18 protein-coding genes are annotated in these 21,878 nt (G+C 43.6%); 9 read left to right on the top strand and 9 right to left on the bottom strand.

The annotated features are described in order from the left end of the window. Positions 1–92 precede the first annotated feature (92 nt). The gene (locus tag V7K85_RS24410; protein ID WP_334817351.1) at positions 93–1,139 is read left to right on the top strand and encodes a glycosyltransferase family 4 protein; all 1,047 of its coding nucleotides are present in this window, start codon (positions 93–95) and stop codon (positions 1,137–1,139) included. An 83-nt stretch (positions 1,140–1,222) separates the two neighbouring features. Here the strand turns inward: V7K85_RS24410 and V7K85_RS24405 are convergent, their stop codons facing one another. Both V7K85_RS24405 and pgsA read right to left on the bottom strand, forming a co-directional pair. Further along, positions 1,223–2,155 (bottom strand): S66 peptidase family protein, encoded by a 933-nt coding sequence (locus V7K85_RS24405; RefSeq protein WP_334817349.1) that lies wholly within the window; start codon positions 2,153–2,155, stop codon positions 1,223–1,225. Positions 2,156–2,266: 111 nt separating this feature from the next. Next, positions 2,267–2,809, bottom strand: a complete 543-nt coding sequence (pgsA, locus tag V7K85_RS24400) for a CDP-diacylglycerol--glycerol-3-phosphate 3-phosphatidyltransferase (protein ID WP_334817347.1) — start codon at positions 2,807–2,809, stop codon at positions 2,267–2,269. A gap of 137 nt (positions 2,810–2,946) precedes the next feature. Here pgsA and V7K85_RS24395 point away from each other — a divergent pair, with 137 nt between their 5' ends. The 6 genes from V7K85_RS24395 (at position 2,947) to V7K85_RS24370 (ending at position 9,061) form a co-directional block, all read left to right on the top strand. After that, the gene (locus tag V7K85_RS24395; protein ID WP_334817345.1) at positions 2,947–4,368 is read left to right on the top strand and encodes an aspartate ammonia-lyase; all 1,422 of its coding nucleotides are present in this window, start codon (positions 2,947–2,949) and stop codon (positions 4,366–4,368) included. Positions 4,369–4,473: 105 nt separating this feature from the next. Next, positions 4,474–5,445: a DUF362 domain-containing protein gene (locus tag V7K85_RS24390; RefSeq protein WP_334817342.1), complete on the top strand. Its 972-nt coding sequence runs from the start codon at positions 4,474–4,476 to the stop codon at positions 5,443–5,445. A gap of 1,087 nt (positions 5,446–6,532) precedes the next feature. Next, the gene (locus V7K85_RS24385) at positions 6,533–6,718 is read left to right on the top strand and encodes a hypothetical protein (protein WP_334817340.1); all 186 of its coding nucleotides are present in this window, start codon (positions 6,533–6,535) and stop codon (positions 6,716–6,718) included. A gap of 411 nt (positions 6,719–7,129) precedes the next feature. Further along, the gene (locus V7K85_RS24380; RefSeq protein WP_334817338.1) at positions 7,130–7,642 is read left to right on the top strand and encodes an inorganic diphosphatase; all 513 of its coding nucleotides are present in this window, start codon (positions 7,130–7,132) and stop codon (positions 7,640–7,642) included. A gap of 121 nt (positions 7,643–7,763) precedes the next feature. Then, positions 7,764–8,147: an aspartate 1-decarboxylase gene (gene panD, locus V7K85_RS24375; protein ID WP_322720563.1), complete on the top strand. Its 384-nt coding sequence runs from the start codon at positions 7,764–7,766 to the stop codon at positions 8,145–8,147. A gap of 11 nt (positions 8,148–8,158) precedes the next feature. Next, entirely contained in the window at positions 8,159–9,061 is a 903-nt protein-coding gene (locus V7K85_RS24370) for an MBL fold metallo-hydrolase (RefSeq protein WP_334817336.1), read from the top strand. Between the two features lie 487 nt (positions 9,062–9,548). On the opposite strand, the gene V7K85_RS24365 is transcribed toward V7K85_RS24370, so the two are convergent. From V7K85_RS24365 to V7K85_RS24335, 7 genes are all read right to left on the bottom strand, one after another. Next, positions 9,549–10,763, bottom strand: a complete 1,215-nt coding sequence (locus tag V7K85_RS24365; RefSeq protein ID WP_334817334.1) for an HhoA/HhoB/HtrA family serine endopeptidase — start codon at positions 10,761–10,763, stop codon at positions 9,549–9,551. 359 nt (positions 10,764–11,122) lie between these two features. Continuing rightward, positions 11,123–12,445, bottom strand: a complete 1,323-nt coding sequence (locus V7K85_RS24360; protein ID WP_334817332.1) for a D-alanyl-D-alanine carboxypeptidase — start codon at positions 12,443–12,445, stop codon at positions 11,123–11,125. Between the two features lie 360 nt (positions 12,446–12,805). Further along, positions 12,806–13,876: an LOG family protein gene (locus V7K85_RS24355; RefSeq protein WP_334817330.1), complete on the bottom strand. Its 1,071-nt coding sequence runs from the start codon at positions 13,874–13,876 to the stop codon at positions 12,806–12,808. Between the two features lie 42 nt (positions 13,877–13,918). Then, entirely contained in the window at positions 13,919–14,134 is a 216-nt protein-coding gene (locus tag V7K85_RS24350) for a hypothetical protein (protein WP_334817328.1), read from the bottom strand. A 74-nt stretch (positions 14,135–14,208) separates the two neighbouring features. Beyond that, the gene (locus V7K85_RS24345; protein WP_334817326.1) at positions 14,209–15,690 is read right to left on the bottom strand and encodes a pentapeptide repeat-containing protein; all 1,482 of its coding nucleotides are present in this window, start codon (positions 15,688–15,690) and stop codon (positions 14,209–14,211) included. 173 nt (positions 15,691–15,863) lie between these two features. Further along, complete coding sequence (locus V7K85_RS24340) at positions 15,864–16,115, bottom strand: hypothetical protein (RefSeq protein WP_334817324.1); 252 nt, start codon at positions 16,113–16,115, stop codon at positions 15,864–15,866. Positions 16,116–16,291: 176 nt separating this feature from the next. Continuing rightward, positions 16,292–18,058, bottom strand: a complete 1,767-nt coding sequence (locus V7K85_RS24335) for a pentapeptide repeat-containing protein (RefSeq protein WP_334817322.1) — start codon at positions 18,056–18,058, stop codon at positions 16,292–16,294. Between the two features lie 151 nt (positions 18,059–18,209). On the opposite strand from V7K85_RS24335, the gene V7K85_RS24330 reads away from it, so the two are divergent. Next, the gene (locus V7K85_RS24330) at positions 18,210–18,410 is read left to right on the top strand and encodes a hypothetical protein (RefSeq protein ID WP_334817320.1); all 201 of its coding nucleotides are present in this window, start codon (positions 18,210–18,212) and stop codon (positions 18,408–18,410) included. Between the two features lie 352 nt (positions 18,411–18,762). Beyond that, positions 18,763–21,798 carry a zinc-dependent metalloprotease gene (locus V7K85_RS24325; RefSeq protein ID WP_334817318.1) on the top strand — a complete coding sequence of 1,012 codons (3,036 nt, stop codon included), beginning with the start codon at positions 18,763–18,765 and terminating at the stop codon, positions 21,796–21,798. The last annotated feature ends 80 nt before the right edge of the window (positions 21,799–21,878 follow it).

Below are 21,878 nucleotides of genomic sequence, written 5' to 3'. Positions count from 1 at the left end.
CACCGCGAAACCCAATAAGTACGTTGTTTAGGTGAAAAAATAATCTTTCTGAAAATACATTAACGACGAAAATGTACCAGAAATTCTTATTTATGTCTACACCAATGGGTGCGTTAGGTTCAGGATTGGGAGGCGGAGTAGAGTTGACCCTATCTAATCTTGCTACAGAGATGCTGCGGCGAGGACATCAATTAGAAATTGTTGCACCACAGGGTTCTGTCAGTAATTCATTACCTATTAGAGAAATCTCCGGAGAACTAATACAGATACCAGCCCAAAATCAGAGTCGTAGTGATCCGATTTTGCTGCATAAAAATTCTGTTTTAGCGAATATGTGGGATTATGCTCGCCAAGTGCAAACAGATTACGATTTGATTGTTAATTTTGCTTATGATTGGCTGCCATTGTATTTAACACCATTTTTTAACCGTCCGATCGCCCATCTAATCAGTATGGGTTCTTTGACAGATGCAATGGATCAGATTATTGAACAAGTAGCAATCAATTTTCCGGGTACTATTGGTGTTCACAGTCAAACACAGGCAGCAACTTTTACATTTGCAGAACGGTGTATATGTCTGCTAAATGGTTTGGATTTATCTATTTATCAATTTTGTCCCGAACCAACTCAGAGCTTGGCGTGGGTAGGTAGGATAGCTCCTGAGAAAGGACTAGAAGATGCGGTAGTAGCAGCAGAAATAATCGGAATTACACTGAAAATATTCGGGTTAAAACAGGATGTATCTTACTGGGAGAAGATTTGTCAACAATACCCTGATGCTCCCATAGAATATGTAGGATTTTTACCAACGGTTGAGTTACAAAAAGAGTTAGGTCAATGTCGAGCACTTTTAGTAACTCCTCGTTGGATAGAAGCATTTGGAAATGTAGCAATAGAGGCGCTTGCTTGTGGAGTACCTTTAATTGCCTATCGTCGCGGTGGTTTAACAGAAATTGTCCAAGAGGGCAAAACTGGTTTTTTGGTGGAACCGGATAGTGTCCAAGGTTTAGTAGAAGCGATTAAGCATTTGGATGAAATTGACCGCCAAGCTTGTCGCCAAAAAGCAGAAACTGAGTACTCTTTAGAGGCGATGGGCGATCGCACAGAAGAATGGTTTCAAAAAATCCTGGAAAAATGAATAGTAATAATGTCCTTTAACTTGGATATTATTTGATTTTATGTACCAGCAAAACTTTTTGTGATAAAAATATTTGCGGGAAACTATGGTGCAATCGCTAATATCCCCGCATCCCCATCTAAAATTGCTTCTACACCCACTGGCAATGCTGCATTGGGACTATCATGACCAAAAGGTAGATTAGAGACAATCGGAATATTTAAATCGCCCAAGCGATCGCGCAATACTTCTTCTACACTAAAGCTAGGCACAGTTGGCGGCGCTTCACAGCGAGTAAAACCGCCCAAAGCAATACCACAAACTTTAGACAAAGCACCGCTCAAACGCCACTGTGTCAGCATCCTGTCGATGCTATAGGGTGCTTCGGTAACATCCTCCAACGCCAGAATTACACCATCCAGATGCGGCAGGATTGGTGTACCTAAAAGGTGAGTAGCCACCGTTAAATTACCAGGTAGCAAAGTACCACTAACCACACCACCACCCCAACCACAACCTTTGAGAGGAGCGATCGCCCGACCTTCTACCCAATCGAATAATCGCTCAATTGACCAATCTGGCTCATCTGCCAAAGTCGTCAGCACGGGAGCATGAACGCCGGAAAAGCCTGCTGTATAAAGGCTCCACAATAAGGCTGTGATATCAGAAAAGCCAACTAACCACTTGGGATTTTGGATTTTGGATTTTGGATTTTGGATTGGGGGTGATTTGCTAAGTTGCCAATTCCAATCTTCTAAAATGCGGGTGCTGCCAAAACCGCCTCTAGCACAGAGAATACCGCGACAATCAGGATCTTGCCATGCTGCTGCTAATTGTTGACGGCGGGTTTCATCTTTTCCAGCAAGATAACCCCATCTGTCATCTATCTGGGGACTGATTTCTACTAGATAACCACGCGATCGCCAAATTTCTACACTCCGTTCAAATGCCTCAAATTCTCGCAAAGCACCACTAGGGCCAATTACTCGTAGTAAGTCTCCAGATTTTAGGGGCGGTGGTAAGATTTTGGATGGCATGAAAAAAGTTAGGAGTTAGGAGTTAGGAGTTAAGAATAAAGACTATAACTCATAACTTTTATAAAATTTTGTTGAATAATTTTTCAAAGCGATCGCCACAGTGGTTTGATTTTAGGTTCGCTTTGTATCTAACTGTGTATTTTCCTGAGTTGGATTTTGCGGCAAAAGATAAATACCTCCAGATATTAAAGTCAAGGCGACAGAAATCCAAAAAGCAATCAGACAGGGAATTCGCCACACTTCAGGTAGGGGTGCAATCAGAAGTGCGATCGCGACTATTTGACTAACAGTTTTGAGTTTACCCCAAATATTTGCCCCGGTAATCGTTGTTTGATTTACCCGCCAACCAGCGATCGCTAATTCTCGCGCTAAAATCAAAAACACTCCCCAAGCCGGCACTTTTCCTAGTTCAATAAAAACCAGCAACGGCGCAAGTACCAGAAGTTTATCCACTAAGGGATCAAGAAATTTACCCAATTCACTAATTTGATTAAGTTTCCGCGCCAAATAGCCGTCTAACCAATCAGTCAATGCAGCAATCAGAAAAATCGCCAAACATATCCACTTAGCTTGAGGTGTGGGATTATATAAACCGTAAAGCAGAAATGGTATCCCCAATAGGCGAGAGAAGGTAATCCAGTTGGGTATAGTCATAGGGAATTCAAAATTCAAAATTAACAAGTGTAAAGCAACAAGCAGCCAAGCAAATATGCAAAATCTATGCAGATTAGTGTATCTGAGTGTGCCTGCGTGGGAAAATCTGTTTTCTGTAGCTCTCTTAAAACAATACTATGACTGAACACACAGACTCCCAATTCCGCATCGAACGCGATTCGATGGGCGATCGCCAAATTGATAGTAGCGTTTATTACGGCATTCAAACGCTGCGGGCAATCGAAAACTTCCCAATTAGCGGCATCAAGCCTCTACCTACTTACGTAGATGCAGGATTAATAATTAAAAAAGCTACAGCAATTGTGAATGGTGAACTGAATTGCATTCCCCAAGATATTAGTCAGGCGATTGTGCAAGCAACTGATGAAATCTTAGCTGGAAAGTTCCGCGATCAATTTGTTGTGGATGTTTATCAGGCGGGTGCTGGAACATCCCACCACATGAATCTCAACGAAGTTCTAGCAAATCGCGCCTTAGAAATTCTTGGTGAAGAAAAGGGCAATTACAAACGTGTTAGTCCCAATGACCACGTTAATTATGGGCAGTCTACCAATGATGTGATTCCCACGGCAATTCGCATTGGTGGTTTATTGGCATTATCCAAGACATTACACCCAGCAATAGATGGGGCGATCGCGTCTTTAGAAAACAAAGCTGTAGAATTTCAAGATATCGTCAAATCTGGCAGAACTCACTTACAAGACGCTGTACCTGTGCGCTTGGGTGAAAATTTTCGGGCTTGGGCGCAAATCCTCACAGAACATCAAAACCGGATTTACACCGCCTCTGGTGATTTGATGGTGCTGGGTTTGGGAGGTAGTGCAGCCGGAACGGGGTTAAATACTCATCCTCTGTATCGCGCCCGTGTGGTAGAAGTTCTCTCAGAATTGATTGATACTCCCCTAGAAGCTGCGCCCCATCTCATGGCAGCCATGCAAAGTATGGCACCATTTGTAAATGTTTCCGGTGCTTTACGCAACTTAGCGCAGGATTTAGTCAAAATATCTCACGATTTGCGGCTGATGGATTCGGGGCCAAAAACTGGCTTGAAAGAAATTCAACTGCCTCCAGTGCAACCCGGTTCCTCAATTATGCCAGGGAAATATAACCCAGTGATGGCAGAGATGACATCAATGGTGTGTTTTCAGGTGATGGGTTACGACAGTGCGATCGCTTTAGCCGCCCAAGCCGGACAATTAGAATTAAATGTGATGATGCCGCTGATTGCCTATAACTTGATTCACAGTATCGAAATTCTGGGTAATACCATCGCTGCACTCACCGAACGCTGCATCCAAGGAATTACAGCCAACCAGGAACGTTGTTTAGCATACGCCGAAGGCAGTTTAGCTTTAGTAACCGCACTCAATACCCACATCGGTTATTTAAATGCCGCAGCTGTCGCCAAAGAATCTTTAGAAACTGGTAAATCCCTGCGGCAGATTGTCCTAGAACGAGGATTGATGAGTGAAACAGACTTAGCCACAGTCTTAAATCTAGAACAAATGAGTGTTATCTTATCGCTCAGGACAGAATAATAGGTTACAGGGTGTTGGGCATTGGGCATTGGGCAATAACTAATAGTTTTCTTCCCCTGCCTACCCTGCTCCCTACTCTCCACTCCCTCTATCCCCTATCTATCCATGCAGACTCAAAAACCATCTGTTAGTCTCATTCGGGCTACATCTTACCAACCAGAGTCCTTACGAGAATCCTTAGTCATTCTCCTGGAACCTTTTGGAGGAATGGCAGCGTTTGTGAAAAAAGGCGATCGCGTTTTACTCAAACCGAATCTACTTACAGGGACGCGTCCAGGTAAAGAGTGTATCACCCGTGCCGAACTAGTTTACGAAGTTGCCCAGATGGTAATTGAGGTTGGTGGTAAGCCATTTTTGGGCGATAGTCCTGCTTTTGGCAGTGCCAAGGGCGTAGCAGTGGCAAATGGCTATCTGCCTATTTTAGAAGAACTCAATCTTCCGATCATCGATTTTCACGGTCAGCGTTACCAAACCGTTAGTGACAATTTTAACCATCTGCGGCTGTCTAAAGAAGCAATGGAAGCAGACGTAGTGATTAACCTACCGAAAGTGAAATCACATATGCAGTTGACATTAACACTGGGCGTAAAAAACTTGTTTGGTTGCGTTCCCGGCAAAATGAAAGCTTGGTGGCACATGGAAGCTGGAAAAGACGCGAATAGATTTGGTGAAATGTTAGTAGAAACTGCCAGGGCAATTAACCCTAACTTAACCATATTAGATGGGATCATCGGTCATGAAGGTAATGGCCCTAGTAATGGTGAACCTCGCCAACTGGGCATTTTAGCAGCTGCATCAGATATATTTGCTCTAGATCGGGCAATGGTAGAAATCCTCAATGTCCCTCCTGAACAAGTGCCCACAGTTGCAGCTTCCCAAAGGCTAGGAGTTTGTCCAGAACTTGCTGCCATAGAGTTTCCGCATTTAAATCCTGACTTATTAAAAATAGAAGATTGGCGGCTACCAGACAAGTTAATGCCCATTGATTTTGGTATGCCCCGCGTAATTAAGTCTACGTTTAAGCATCTTTACACCCGATTTATCAAGGAACCAATGAGTGTTTATGGAAGGAACTAGTACCGCAAGGCGGAAGTCAAATGCCAAAAGTTACTCATTCAAAAGTATTATGGAATCGGATTTTTAGAGTTTTTAAATGGTTACTCTATTTACGCCGTGACGTACTAGGGACTGGGCACTGGGAATAAGGGGGATAAGCAAATGCCCAATCCCGAATTTACAAGTGCAAACTTCGTTACAGCAATTTTATTTATTAGCAGAGTAATCTATAATGACCCTCCGATTGCTTAACCAGACCGCCCTATTATAGTTAGTGGCGGTTTTTTTAGCTGATTAATTTGTTATACAATTTCTCAAATTAGATTTTGATTTATCCAAAAAGTTATCTAGTTTTAAGAGCTGGAAATTGGGATTGGGTATTTCGTTCAGATATAAGCCAAGTCTGGCGATAACCCGCTAGATGTCTACACCACTTTCTAAAACATTTTTCACTTTACCTGTATATAGATTGACAAAATTGCTGTGCTATTACATAGCTCTGAAAATTTGAATTCGGAAATATTTGTTTAGTGATACCACTGAATTCATGCTGCATAACATAGTTGATGTATCTGTATTTATTCGGTAGTTAGAGTGGTTGCAAGAATCATTCCTACCAGTTTATTCTTTGTATCAAATATTTTTCTGTATAACTACTGTAGAACAATCGAAAACACTGAATATATATCAGTGCTTTTGCAGTTTTGTGTCCTATATTACAAATTAGCAATTTAAGTAAAATGACCTTATCAAAGGCGTTGCAGGATGTTATAATCATGAAGTATAGGAAAAATACATTTTGCTAATTAATCTTTAATCAGCGAAAAAAAGTAATTTATGATGCTGTTAAAGTTGGCTTTGCGTATGCGATCCGTTACATCATACAGGGAAACATCTGAAAATATTAATCACCAAATAAAACATGATTTGTTTGCTTGTAACTTTGTATTAAGAATTCCATGTATAAAAAGGCTATTATGACAGTTGTAAAACTGGTTTAGCTTGTAGAATGCTACACATTTTACAGATTTAAGAATAGCTAAAATAGCATCAAGACTCTCGCTCAGAGAGTAGACATACACAGTGTTACGAAGAACTTCAATTTTGTATGAATTCAAATAGCCAGTCTGCCAATGCCGACATATATTCCCAACGTTTGGCAGACATTGTGGGAACTGCGATCGCTCTGTTAACTCTCACCCTACCCGTATTTGTCATCGCCCACTATTCTTCAACTAATGTTCAAAATAACCAGCAACCCCTGGTTCAAAACCTCAAAGCAAGTAAAGATTGATAAAGTTTTCCAGTAGCATTTCCCCAGCAGGAGAGCTACAAAAAAAGAGAAAACTGATTTTGAGACAATCTCTGTAGATTTGGATGTAGTTCATCAGTAATAGGCTGAATCTGTATTATCTGACTCCAGATTTCAGTTGTATTGACACAATAGGCGCAGAAATCCCGCCAACAGCAATCAAGGGCGGAGGATATTCATAATACCCTCTTGGAATAAGCGTTGCGAAGTTTCCTTGCAACGCTTATTCCATTTTTTGGCTAGAGCAGAGGATTTTCTTTACTTCAGCATACTTAATGCCCAATACGCTGGAATGAATACCTTGGGAAGAGATCCATATTGCCCTAAAATTCTACACGGGGAGCGAAGCTGACTGAGTGCCCCCATGATTCACTGTTATCAGAGGAGTTTTTTGTGGACTTATCTCGTATTCCTGCTCAACCGAAACCTGGTCTAATCAACGTTCTGATTGAAATTACTGGCGGAAGTAAAAATAAATACGAATACGACAAGGAACTAGAAGCTTTTGCTCTAGACCGAGTACTTTATTCCTCGGTACAATATCCATATGACTACGGCTTTGTACCCAATACTTTGGCTGAAGATGGCGATCCCCTAGATGGTATGGTCATAATTGACGAGCCAACCTTTCCAGGCTGTATTATTGCTGCACGACCGATTGGCTTCTTGGAGATGATTGACGGTGGCGATCGCGATGAGAAAATCCTTTGTGTTCCTGACAAAGATCCGCGCTACGCTCAAGTAAGATCCCTGGTAGATATAGAGCCACACCGCTTAGATGAAATTGCCGAATTTTTCCGTAGTTATAAAAATTTGGAAAAAAAGGTGACTGAAATTCTCGGTTGGCAAAGTGTGGGAAAGGTTGCAGCTTTAGTAGAAAAATCCGTCAAAGCTTATAGAGGATAATAGAAGAGTTACGAGTTATGAGTTAAGAGTTATGAATTTTTATTCCTAACTCCTAACTCCTAACTTTTAATAACTTCCGCTTGTTACGGATTGTAAAAACTGCCACCAACCCCAAACTTAAATGCAGCGCACTCTCCTTTTGGCAAAAATTCATAACTGCACCCTCACGGGGGCGAATATCAACTACGTGGGTAGTATCAGCATTGATGAAATCCTTTTGGAAAAAGCTGGTATCTTACCTTATGAGCAGGTGCAAGTAGTTAATAATGCCAACGGTCAGCGCTTTATTACTTATGCGATCCCGGCTCCAGCCCATTCAGGAGTAATTGAGCTAAATGGGGGTGCGGCACGTCTAGGCATTATTGGCGATCGCTTGATTATAATGACTTACGGGCAGTTCACTCCTGAAGAGTTAAAAAGTTACTCTCCTACGGTAGTCATTGTGGACGAAAAAAACAGGCTGTTGGAAGTCCGGCGCTACGATGACCTGCTCAGTAAGGTCTAATTTCAAGGAAAATGTCAAATTTTGAGTTGTCGGGTTCCCAGAGTTACATATCTGAAAAGTCAGCTACCCTGCCAAATAGCCCAACAGGTGAATTTATAGTGCAATTCTGGGGTGTACGGGGTTTGATTTCCACCCCAAGTAGCAACACCAATCGTTATGGTGGTAATACCGCTTGTGTAGAAATGCATGTAGCTGGAAAACGCTTGATTTTTGATGGCGGTACTGGCTTACGCATACTAGGTAAAACTTGGCAAGAAGTACAACAGCCACTAGAAGCCCATTTATTTTTTACTAACTGCCAATCAAATCGCATTCAAGGGTTTCCCTTTTTTGCTCCAGCATTTATTGGGGAAAATTGTTTTCACATTTACGGCACAGCTGCCTCAAATGGAGCCTCAATCAAACAATGTCTGTGTGACCAGATGCTCCAGCCACACTTTCCTTATCCTTTACAGGTAATGCAGTCGGAATTGCAGTTTTACAATCTGACTCCAGACAGTGACGTAAAGCTAGATGATGTCACCATAACAACCGCATTAATTAATCACACTCAGCGGTCAGTTGGCTACCGAGTTACTTGGCAAGAGTATAGTGTTGCCTACGTCACGGATTTGCACCAAAATGCTGATCAAGTGGAGCGAGAGCGGATTTTACAGTTCATTAAAGGCGTTGACTTGCTGATTGCCAATGCCACTTACACTCCCCCTACCTCTCACAACCATGATTCTGCTGATTTGCTCTGGCAAGCTGCGGTGAATGCAGCTCTGAATGCTGGCGTTCAACGGCTAGCCATTTCTCATCATCACCCAGATGACCATGATGATTTTCTCGACCAGGTTCAAGTCGATATTAAATCTGCTTTTCCTCAAGCAATACTAGCCCATGAAGGTCTAGTATTAGCTGTTGGTAAGTGATTTAGACTCGTTGGTATGAGCGCATTGACTTAAGCCTATGTAATGTGTTTGTTACCGCAGAGTAGAGCATACACTTTATGATTGATTAAGATAAAAATTGCGCTCAACTTATAAAAGTGGCCTTTTAGATAATAATTTGACCATAAACAAACGCTGAAGTCAGAAAATCCAACACCAAAGACAATTTTAGGAGAGTGGCCAGTTCACGAGTGCAGAGTAGCCAACTATTTTTATAAAGTAGAAGCTAGGTAATACAACTCATTAGGCTACTGCTGCTAATAAACGAGGCTCCGCCTCGTGGTGGGCATTCCCAGCCAGAGGCTGGGAATGAGATGAAAGGTTATTCTAGACTCACTTTGAGCTTACCAGCTATTTTCAGGTAAATAGACCACACGGTAGGGGCACAGCATTGCTGTGCCCTTACGACAGATGTGGTTCAAATACATGAAAACTGCTGTAAGTTGACACCAGTAAAAGATATCCGGCTCTAGGAAGCATTTTGCAACTCGGCTGTGCGTACTGAAAGCTGCTCTGTCTGATTACCTCGTTGCACTTTCAGCTGTAATACTTGACCAAGACGACTGTCTTCCACAAGGTTCTGCAATTGTTCAGCACTGGTAATAGCTTTACCATCAACTTGCAGAATTACATCCCCACGCCGGATACCCGCAGATGCAGCTGGAGAATTGGGAACAACTCGCATCACCAAAACACCATTAACTTCTGGTATCTGAATAGGAGAGTTGGGATCAGTGTTATTTTGCTTGGCAAGTTCGGGTGTCAAAGTCAGCATTTGCACACCTAGATAGGGGTGAGCAACTTTGCCATCACGTTGCAGTTGGAGGGCGATCGCTTTGGCTTTATCGATGGGAATCGCAAACCCAATACCCATCGCATCAGGACGAATGGCTGTGTTAATACCAATCACTTCACCTTGACCATTTAATAGTGGCCCGCCAGAGTTACCAGGGTTAATGGCGGCGTCTGTTTGAATGAAGTCCAAGCGTTTATCACTAATGCCGACTTGAGCGCTGGAACGTTTGAGGGTACTGACAATTCCCAAGGTAACGGTATTATCAAATCCCAAAGGATTACCAACTGCGATCGCCCAGTCTCCAACCTGTACATTACTGGAAGAACCCAAGGGCGCCACTGGTAAATCGTTACCAGCGTTAATCTTGACTACTGCCAAATCTGTGACTTCATCAATGCCTTGAACTTTCCCTTCAAAGCTGCGGCCATCTTTGAGCCTGACTGTCACTTTATCAGCCTTATCCACCACATGAGCATTAGTTAGAACTAACCCGCTCTTGTCAAGAATGAAACCTGAGCCTAAACCGCGTAACTGCTCAGAAGGCATCTGTTGTGGGAAACCGTCACCAAAAAACCGCCGAAAAAAGGGGTCATCAAAAGATGGATCAAGGCGACGAGTAATTGTGCGCTCAGTATCAATCCGGACAACTGCTGTGCCCACACGATTTACTGCTGCTGTGACAAAGCTAGTGTTTCCTATAGCAGCAGTGGCTGGTGATTGCCGTTGGGCAATTATTTTTGAAGTATCTTCAGCAGTCACTGGGGGTGCTGGTTCGGCTTGGGAGGGCAACACTTGCAGGGTGCTAACGGTTAGCACAACTCCTAGCGCGATCGCTAACACATGAGAACTGAGTTGACATAAAGACCGGAATAATTTGGGAAATCGCATAATCACAACCTAATTTATTAAGCCTAATTGTTGCTTAGTCGTGACAAATCTATTTACAGTTATTTTTACAAAATTGACGTTGGCTTTTTGCTTCAGGCTTCGCTTGCTCTTCCCAATACTGAGGTTAGGGCATTTTGCGAGTTACCTGTAATCAACTTAATGGAAAATTTAACCCAAAAGCTATTATGGACATTAACCCTTTACAAGTTCGGTTTTTACCCATCAATAAAACTTTTGGATTGTTAATAATACTAGACCTTTCAAGGTAGTGACACCCATAAAAAGGAGATAGGGGATAGTGGATATCCATGCTCATTTTGAGTTCAAAACCTTGTCAGATGATGACTCTGGACGATGAACTAACTTTTGAATAAAATTTCATTTCGATTGGTTGCGCCTAGCTGGGGTAAAGAGTTTATGGCTGAGTGGGGAGTAATGGCAGCAGGAACGGCCAAAGGTAATTGCAATTGTTTTACAACACTTTGCAATAGTTGGTCTTGTCCAGTCCGGAAACCCCAGACATTTGTCCCCCGGTTGATAATAGCAAACCAAACCAAACCGCGATCGCGTGTGGGCATCACTCCCGCTAAAGCGCTGACATCGCGGAGAGTGCCAGTTTTGATCACAGTCGCCAGGGGAATGTGTCTGGCGTGTAGTGTGCCTCGATGATCAAACCCAGACATGGGGAATAAGTCAGCTAGATTCAGTTGATGGGTAGATGCCTCAACTTGAATAGCCATCAACATCGCACAGATAGCCCTGGGGGAAATGCGATTTTCAGGGCCCAGTCCAGAACCATTAATTAACTGAATTTCCACTTGTGGCACCCTAGCAAGGTTGGCGGCAGTGGATTGTACTACAGTTGCTCCTCCCACGGAGTCTGCTAGCATCTGTGCCATATCGTTGTTGCTGTAAACGTTCATTTCCTTGAGCAGTTGCTTCAAGGGCAATGAGCGATGACGCAGTAATAAAGTTTGTTGAGGGTTTGGTTGCGCCTCAACTTTCACCGCACCTGCAATCACGACTTGAGGCTTGGGCGTTCCCTTGGGCATAATTGAGTACGTGTAAATAGCGGGGCGGGCCCAAGTCGCACGATTTAGTGTTTGCTTGAGCATCAGACCCGCCAGCATCGGCTGACGTTGGAAATTCATTGCAAAACTGCCAGTAATGATCAAATTTCCCTTTACCTGCTTGATGCCCATTTTATTGAGAGTATTACCAAGAGCGATCGCTTCTTCCCAAACAAACATCGGATCGCCACGGCCTGTAATCACCAAATCGCCCTGCACAACTCCATTTACCACTGGCCCAGTGACACTTACTAAAGTATCAAATTGGTAATCTGGCCCCCAAGTTTTCAAAGCAACTAGTGAAGTGGCAATTTTGGTTAAAGAGGCAGCTGGCAGAGGTGTCGTACCTTGGTGATTTGCCATCAGCATCGGCCCTGACTGCATCCAAATTCCCTGACTCTGAGCCAGATTTTGCGCCACCACTTTTGATGTTATGAGCTTTTTCAGATATTCCTGCACCGTAGTCGCCCCAGCTGGATTGGGATCAGGCGCAAGAACCAAGCCAGGGCTACTTTGCCAAGTCAACGCATCTAAAGCATCTAGAGGCTTGATTTGTACCCCAGCCATTTCCAGCCAGAGCGACACCAAACCTGAACCCAATAATTCCAGCATGTTTTATTCCCCTGTTAGGATCTGATACGTGTTTCCTGTGCTAATATACAAGCTTTTTTACGATAATCAGGTATTGAGTCATAATAACTGGTGTTTTTCTCATCTGTAAGTAGGGTGAATCATCTTGTTTTCGTGGTTCCTTTGACAATGCCAAAATGCCCATTGCTGATGAATATAGCCGCATGAGATTTTTGATAAAAATACTTATACAGACTTTTTGATATATGGAGATATTACGCCGTTAGCTTGATTCAGGTACTGGCGATGTCTACGACGCGCTGTCAAGCAATTTTGGATTTTAGATTTTAGATTGAAAAAGGGGAAAGGATTCAAAATTCTCCCCCTTTCCTTTCTTAATACTTACTTTCTTTCTGGATGCGCTGCATCCTCTGGTGAAGGAGTACCCATCTGGTTAATTGTGGCAATCATCTGATACAAGCGCCCCAAGTCGCGTTGATTGAAGTACAAAATGAGCCGGGGTAGTCCAACAGTTTCATCTTGTGCTTCTTGAGGTAATGCCTGACTTTTTTCAATCCGTCCTTGAATAATAATCTGGCTAAAATCAGCATTGAGTTGCTCTACCTGAGCGTCTGATATATCTGTCTTCAGGCGAATGACTAATTTATCGCCGACATATCGACAGGAGTGATAAACCTGGTAAAAACGAGTAATGACATCACAAGCCACATCCAAATTGTCTGTCACTGTGTAAAGGCTGGAGTCTTCAGGACTGACAAGACCATTTTGCACTAGTTGCTTATCAATGTATTCGCTCCAAGACCGCCAGTAATCACCACCAGGGCGATCAATTAAAACTAGAGGGACTGGGCCAAATTTACCAGTCTGGGTTAATGTCATGCATTCAAAAGCTTCATCTTGAGTGCCAAAACCTCCCGGAAATAAAGCTACTGCATCACTTTCTTTGAGGAGAAACAGCTTGCGGGTAAAGAAATATTTGAAGTTAATTAGCTTGGGATCACCTTCTATAAACGGGTTTGCTTGCTGTTCAAAGGGTAACTGAATGTTTAATCCAAAGGAATTTTCTCGCCCAGCACCTTCGTGACCCGCCTGCATGATCCCGCCACCACCGCCGGTCATCACCATGAATCCTAATTGAGAAACAGCGCGAGCAAACTCAAGGGCCATTTGGTACTCTGGTGTATCTGGCGCTAGACGAGCAGAACCGAAGACGGTGATTTTGCGAACGTGTCGGTAATTATAAAAGAGCTGGAAACCGCGCTCCATATCTGCTAGAGCCGCCGACAATATTTTCCAATCGAGACGCTCAATTTCGGTATCAGCTAGACGAACAATAGTAGCAAGTGCTTGCTGAATAAATTGCCGATTTTTTAATGTCGGTAAGCGAGTAATCAATTCAGTGATATCCGCCTGTAAAGACTCTGATGTGTCAAACGACGCAGATGAGGTCATGAGAACTGCCGCAACAATGGCATTATATTTTACGTGAACTACTCACACTCTAGCAAGCGGGACATACCCCTGTGATGTAGAGTTAGCATACTCAGAACTGGCTTTGAGGTAGTATTGCTCATTACTCAAGCCCAGATACCCATCTTTTGAGATTGGAAGTCGGAAGTTGGTGTTCAAACCTACCAATTTTAAGGCTTTTAGCTCTAATTTCTTGTGGGGTGGGCGTCTCGCCCGCCCGTAATAACCAAAGGCGCTCATGTTGCCCACCCCATCAGATTGGATAATTTATTTGTTGGAAATCCTAAATCATTCTCCCCTGCTCCCACCTCTTCTTAACTCAGCCACAACTGTTTCTTTAAGGCTTTTGGCACATTTATTGCTGTATTAAGCCCTTCCACATTCTCCCAGTTTGTATTTTCATCCCAGAGGATATCTCCCGAATCCTTCTGGCTGAGGTTTGCGTGGCTGAGGTTTGCGCCCCAGAGGTCTGCACCTCTGAGGTTTGCGCCTTTGAGATTTGCGTCGCTGAGATTTGCGCGGCTGAGATTTGCGCCTCTGAGGTCTGCGCCGCTGAGATTTAGGTAGCTAAGGTCTAAGAAGATAAGGTCTGCGCCGCTGAGATTTGCGCGGCTGAGGTTTGCTTCACTAAGGTCTGCACCTCTGAAGTTTGTACCACTGAGGTTTGCTTCGCTAAGAACTGCGAAGAAAAGGTTTGCACCACTGAGGTTTGCGTCGCTGAGGAATTGTCCAACCACACGATTAAAAGTTCCAAGCTGAAAGCAGTCACTGTAATTGATGACACGAGTTAATTGGTATTTGTCAAAATTCTCTGCACCAGTTTGACCAGACGGATAGAAGACAATTTCTTGTTTGAGATCATTTCGCCCTATAGCATAACGGTGCAACTCCAAAAGCAAAATCATCACGTTCAACCCAGTATAAATATCCAGATGACGCTGACCTAGCCCTTGAATTCCATACTGTTGCAACTGTCGTAGCTTTTTCTGAGGCAAAGTCTCTTCCGCAGAGTCAATAAATTTTCCCTTACACCAGTTATCGTAAAACTTTTCTAAGCGTTTAAATAATTGCTCCCAATGGAAATCTTGTTTTTCAGTCAGTAACCCCACCAAATATTCCACAATTTCTAGTGTGAGTCTCCCAAAACCCAACAAATCATAAATTTGCCAATTCATTTCGGCTTCGGAAATAACTAGTTGTCTTCCGTTTTGTCCTTCTTCGTATTGTGTCCAATCTTTCAGGTATGCTTTCAGGTGTTCAGCAAAGAGAAATTCACCAAAGGAAGGTTGAATTATATTATTGATGACATCGCCTGATTGTATCCAGGCTTTAATTATGTAGCGGTGAGTATTCCAAGCTACTTGTTGCGTCAAAATATCGGGATCAGTGTCTGGAATGCTTACGGCTTTCAACCGTTCCAATAATACTACATTAAATGCTTTCGCTAATTCTGATTCGTGGAAACAGGCGACAGTATTGCTGGCACTTTGATAATCTAATTCAATATCATTGAGTTTTTGTAGTTGTTCGGTTAGTGCTTTATTAATATTGGGGTCATCATCCGAGTTAATAGATGGGTATAAGGATAAAATTTCTTTGACACTTTCCAAATAAGCAGCTTGACTAACTATAAATACACAGTCTTCTAGAGAAGGATCTTGGTTAGTTATGTCGCGGGAAAACTTCAGCAAGGCTATTCCAAGCGGCACGAATGGCAAACCTGCACCCACTACCTGCGCTAAGGGTGAACACAACACATCTAGCAGTGAAGATGAATTTTGTAACAGAGGTTTCAAGAGTTCTACGCTGGCACCTTGTTCTTAAAGGGTTTTTGCGGCTTCTAAAACTGCCTTACCAGTCTCAACTGTGGTGTTCAGACTCTCTCCTATTGAGAAGGATTGCCGAAACTTCTGCCAGGTTTGCGATAAACGCTTGTTCATTCGCTGGGACTCGTATAATTACTGCTTATTTAGAGTCTAGTGTAAAATTTGGGGTTGATGGGTGTAGGAAGAATGACGTAGACGCGCAGTGGCTTGCCGCAGGCTACCGCAGAAGCGCAGAGGACACGGAGGAAGAGAAGAGGCGATCGCACCGTGCTAATAATTAGACATTTGCTGTTTCTGAGTTCATCATTCAAGCTGAAATATCCATAGATGGTGTTCAGAACTTGGAAGTTGGTGTTCAGAACTCGGAAGGTCGTGTTCAAAGTCTGACTTTTCACGTTATGTGGAAAACCTCTCTTCTTCATCTCTCTCCTAAAAGGAGAGAGATGAAGAATTTTCCCCTTAGAGCGTCGGGAAGGGGGTTAGGGGGTTAGGTTTTTGGTGGACTTTTCCACATAACGTGAAAAGTCAGTTTCAAAGCTTGGGTTTTACCTTTCCCCTCATCCCCCTGATCTCAATTCAATCCCAGTTCTTCCTTCAACGCCTCCGGCACATTAACTGCTGTCTCTAATCCCCGCACATCTTCCCACTGCTGCTTTTTGCCCCAGGTCATTTTTTCCATATTGGCGTCGCTGAGGTCTGCACCACCCAGAATGGCATAGCTGAGGTTGCTGTGGCTAAGATCCGCACCATTGAGGATAGCACCACTGAGGTTACTGCCACTGAGGTTAGCACTGTTAAGGTTGGCATAGCTGAGGTCTGTGCCGAACAGGATAGCGTCGGTGAGGTCGGCACCACTGAGGTCAGCGTCGTTGAGAATCACCCCACTGAGGTCGGCTTCGTTGAGAATCACCCGACTCAGGTCTACACCGCTGAGGTCAGCGCCTAAGAACATTGCACCGTTAAGTCTGGCATTGTTAAGTTTGGCACCGTTAAGTTTGGCGTAGCTGAGGTCTGCGGCGATCAGGATGGCATCACTGAGGTTGGTACTGAAAAGAATTGTGTCACTGAGGTTAGTACCATTGAGGATGGCGTGACTCAAATCAGCGCCACTGAGGTCGGCGCGGCAAAGGTCGGCATGGCTAAGGCTGACGCTGCTGAGGTTGGCTTCACTTAGATTTGCACCGAAAAGGATGGCGTTGCTGAGGTCAGCATGGCTAAGGTTGGTGCTGCTGAGGTCAGCGCGACTGAGGTCGGCGCGGCTAAGGTCGGCGCGGCTGAGGTTGGTACTGCTAAGGTCGGCGCGGTTGAGGTCGGCACGGCTAAGGTTGGCACAGCAAAGGTTAGCACCAGTGAGGTTAGTGCTGCTGAGGTCGGCACCACTGAGGTTAGCACCGCTGAAGTTGGCACCGCTGAGATTGGCATCGCCGAGGTTAGCACCGCTAAGGTTGGCACTGCTGAAGTTTACGCCAGTTAAGTTGGCATCACCTAGATAAGCACGGCTGAGGTCAGCACCGCTAAAGTCTGCCCCAGTCAGGTTGGCATCGCCCAAGTAAGCACTCCGAAAGTTGCCGCCTTTGAGGAATTGCCCAACTATACTGCTAAAGTTGCCAATTTCCAGGGCATCGCTATAGTTGATGATCCGTAGTAGTTGGGATGTGAAAAAATTGTCTGTGTCCGGTTGAGCAGATGGATAGAAGGTGATTTTTTGTTTGAGTTCATCTCGCTCTTGGGCGTAGCGGTGTAACTCTAGCAGTAAAATCAGTACGTTCAGCCCTGTATATATGTCTACCTGTCTTAGCCCAAGAGCAATATTTTGTGCCGCTAGCTTTAACCTTGTTTTCTGAGGTAGGTTCTCATCTGGTGTCCCATCGATAAATTCTCCCTGACACCAGCGACGATAAAAATCTTCTAGCCGCCAGAAAAGCAGTTCTGGGCGAATTTTTTGACCAGTCACAACCAATTCTATTAGGTAGTTGACTATTTCTGGTTTCAGCGCCCCATTGCCCAGTAAATCATAAATCTCTTCATGCATCTGGCGAGCGCACACTCTAAAACAAAAGCCGGAGGGTAGTGTGCCCGATGTCTGCTCGTCTATCTTAGAAGTCAAACCGCTCTTTGGTATTGCCCATTTTTCTAAGCTTTTTTGCAGTCTTTGAGACCATAAATCTTCCTGCAAATTATTTTGAGCAAATTTAACACTTTTGTCTGCTTTAATACTTTTTCTTAAAGGTAAAACTGCTTCGGTTTCTGGCGATGTGGTCTTTGGCATCTCTTGCAACCTTGTACCCTTCACATAATTTCTCAGCAACTGCCAGACTTGAGATAAATATGTTGACATTTCTGTGTCCGTTGTTACATTTAGATTACTGTTTTGATAATGCTCAACTAAAAATTTTTCTGTGCTAGTTTGCTTCTCATTGCCAAAAATCAATAGTATCAATAAATACTACACGAAAAATATCATGCGTTGGCGATGTCTGTCTTGAAAAGTGACGCTACGCACAGTCGTTGGCGCAGCCTCTCGTAGAGAAGAGGCTGCGCTAACAGATGCCTGCGGTATTCTCTGCGCCAACGGCGTCAGCCGCTGTGCTCCGACGCCAGTTGCTTTAAGTCGGGAAACCCGCCCAACGCACTGGCTCGACTTTTCGCTACGATGGGCTACACTGACGGCGTTCCTGGAGGGCGGCTGATCGCTAACCCGTAGTCACCTCAAGCTTTTTCTGCTGATGCAAATAAAGTGTCATCAGAAAAATTCTTTCAAAAATCAAGTAATTTCCATGCTTTGGCTAATTTGTTATCCTTTTTTCCCCAGATATTTACTAGTCTGATGTAAAAATAATACTTACTATTTGTGAAGGACACAATTGTTAGAAAAAATCCTCCAGTACAACAGTGTAACAAAGCTGAAAAATCGCAACTAAAATTGAAGTCTAAAGTTTGCTGCTTGATATAAAGTAGCTTAGAGAATTGGCAAAAAGCAGGCTACATAGCTTTGCAAAAGTTAAAAATTAACTACAGGATAGTTATCGGGGAATGGATGCGATGAACAGATTCACCTTTTATATGATTTTGTTACATGGTTTGTTTTTAGGAATAGCAACGGCTAGCGCCAAGTCACCATTTGTTAACATTGATCCAGATTTGTCAGCCAACCATAAAGTTGTGCAGGTTGTAGAAGCCGTGGTTACAGCCAGAAGTGGAGAGAAATCCAATAGTCAGTTAACGACAGAAACTTCTTCAACTAAAATCTCAGCCTTATCGCTAAAGAATATCAATATTCTCCCAAAACAGAGGCTACCATCAGGGCAAGTTTGGGTGGTTAATCAAAATAAACACGCACAACCTCAACCGTTTATTTGGGTAGTAAAAGACCTTAAAAAAGCAGGACAGCAACCATTTTTACAAGTTGCAAAACCCCCAGAGAAACCGAATTCAAAGCCTAATTCTAGTGCTAAACCAGCAGCAAAGGAAGATTTAGAGCCGTTTGACAACGTAATCAAAGACACCCAAAAGTCAGGGGGACTGTTCACCCTTTATCGCAATAAAGAAAAGAATAAAATTTATCTAGAAATTAAGCCAGAGCAACTCAATAAAAATTACCTAGCTACGGCAACGCTGGAATCAGGCATTGGCGAACGGGGTATTTATAGCGGTATGCCTTTACAAGATTTTTTGTTTTATTTCCAGCGGGTGGATGATAAATTAAACTTTGTGATTCGCAATGTCAATTTTCGCACTCGTGAGGGAGATCCTCAAGTGCGATCGCTGGCGCGATCGTTTAGTGACTCTGTTCTCTATACCATTTCCATTAAAAGCATTCATCCAAAAAGCAAAACTATTCTCATCGACTTGGGCGATTTGTTACTGACAGACTTAGCTGGATTATCTGTAAGTTTAGGAGTTCCAGAAACCACTGATCAGTCCTATTTTGGTACTGCTAAAGCTTTTCCCCAAAACTTAGAAATTGAATCAGTTTTGAATTTTTCTGGTGGCGCTGGCCACGAGAGTGAAATATCAAGCTTTGCGTCGCTACCTGACAACCGTGGCTTTACCCTGCGCGTCCACTACAGTCTCTCCCAACTACCTGATAAAGATTATCGCCCGCGCCTTGCTGACGATCGCGTCGGCTATTTTATCACCGCCTACCAAGATTTATCCAAAGACGACGATCGCGACGATTCTTTTGTCCGCTACATCAATCGCTGGCATTTGGAAAAACAAGACCCGAAAGCAGTAATTTCTCCCCCCAAAAAACCGATTGTCTTCTGGATTGATAACGCTGTGCCTGTGGAGTACCGCGATGCGATGAAAGAAGGCGTCCTGATGTGGAACAAAGCCTTTCTGAAAGCGGGATTCAAAGATGCAATTGAAGTCCGTCAAATGCCAGATGATGCTACATGGGACCCAGCAGATATTCGTTACAACACGATTCGCTGGATTAACACAGTCGATGGTTATTTTGCAATGGGGCCATCCCGCGTTAACCCATTGACTGGGGAAATTTTGGATGCACACATTCTCGTAGATGCCAGCTTTATACGGGCACTCAAGAATGATTATCGCAAAATCGTCCAACCCAGCCAAACACAAAATTTGACTACTTTATCAGCTTTGATGCAAAATCGCCTACTTTGCGCCAATGGTTTAGATGCCAAAAACAATGGTGTCCCTCAGCAGATACAAGAACAAAAAGGATTCTTGAGTCATTTATCGAAAATGGCAGGCGAGTACGATTTATGCTATGGGATGGAAGCTGCTAACCAGTTTGCCTTTGGTTCACTGGCGATGTCACTACTGCCTGATAACATGGCCACTCCAGACCAGATCAAAGAATATATTAATCAATATTTACGTTTAATCATCGCTCACGAAGTTGGACATACTCTTGGTTTACGCCATAACTTCCGTGGTAGTACACTGCTACCACCACAGGAGATGAATAATCCGGAAATTACCAAAACTAAAGGTCTGACAACTTCCGTAATGGACTACATTCCCCCAAATATTGCTCCTCAAGGTACAAAGCAGGGAGATTATTTTCCCAGCATGGTGGGGCCTTATGATGAATGGGCGATTCAGTACGGCTACATGCCAATTCAAACATCAACTCCCATAGCGGAAAAGCCAATTTTGGAGGAAATTGCTGCACAATCCTACAAGCCAGAGTTGAGTTATTCCACAGATGAAGATGTGTATGACCTTGACCCCACAGCCGATGCTTGGGATGACAGCAGCGATGTGCTGCTTTATTCTCAGTGGCAGTTGGATAATTCGCGGTTGATGTGGAAACGTCTCGATCAGCGTTACCCAATGGCTGGTGATAGTTACACCGATGTCAGCGAACGTTTTAGCACAGTATTGGGTAACTATTTTCAGCAAATATATTACACCACAAAATACATCGGGGGACAGTCTTTTTATCGCATTCACCCTAGCGAGATACCCTCCGACAACGCCTCCGGAGTCCACCAACACCGATTACCATTTGAACCAGTACCAGTTGAAGAACAACGGCAAGCTTTAGAAACACTACAAAAGTATGTATTTGCAGAAGATGCCCTGAGTTTTTCACCAGAACTACTGAATAAATTAGCACCTTCCCGTTGGCGACATTGGGGTAGTTCTCCGCAAGTTGGTCGTTTGGATTTTCCAATTCATGACTTGGTGCTATTCATGCAGGGTTCTGTGTTGCGGGATTTACTCTCAGGCGATCGCCTCTCTCGCCTCAAGGATATCGAACTCAAAACGAAGCCCGAAAATGCACTGACTCTACCGGAACTATTTGACAGTTTGCAATCAGGTATCTGGACAGAAGTAATCAAACCAAAAGGTAAACCAATGAAGATTTCTAGTTTACGGCGAGGCTTGCAGCGGCAATATCTGGACATTTTGACAGGTATGGTGTTGCGAAAAGAATATGTTCCAGAAGACGCTCGTACTCTAGCGTGGTATAAACTCAAACAGCTTGATGAGAAACTCAAGAGGGTTAATTCAGATGATGAATACACCAAAGCGCACTTACTAGAAACACGCGATCGCATTGAGAAAGTCTTAAACGCCCCGTTACAAGGGAATTAAAAAAGTTAGGAGTGAACAGTGAGGAGTGAGGAGTTAATAGTAAAATTCCTAACTCCTAACTCCTAACTCCTAACTCCTCT

Origin of the sequence: Nostoc sp., from assembly GCF_036917615.1 — a bacterium.
Classification (GTDB): Bacteria; Cyanobacteriota; Cyanobacteriia; order Cyanobacteriales; family Nostocaceae; genus Nostoc.
Note: the sequence above shows the minus strand (reverse complement) of the source record. Positions and strands in the feature narration are given on the sequence as shown.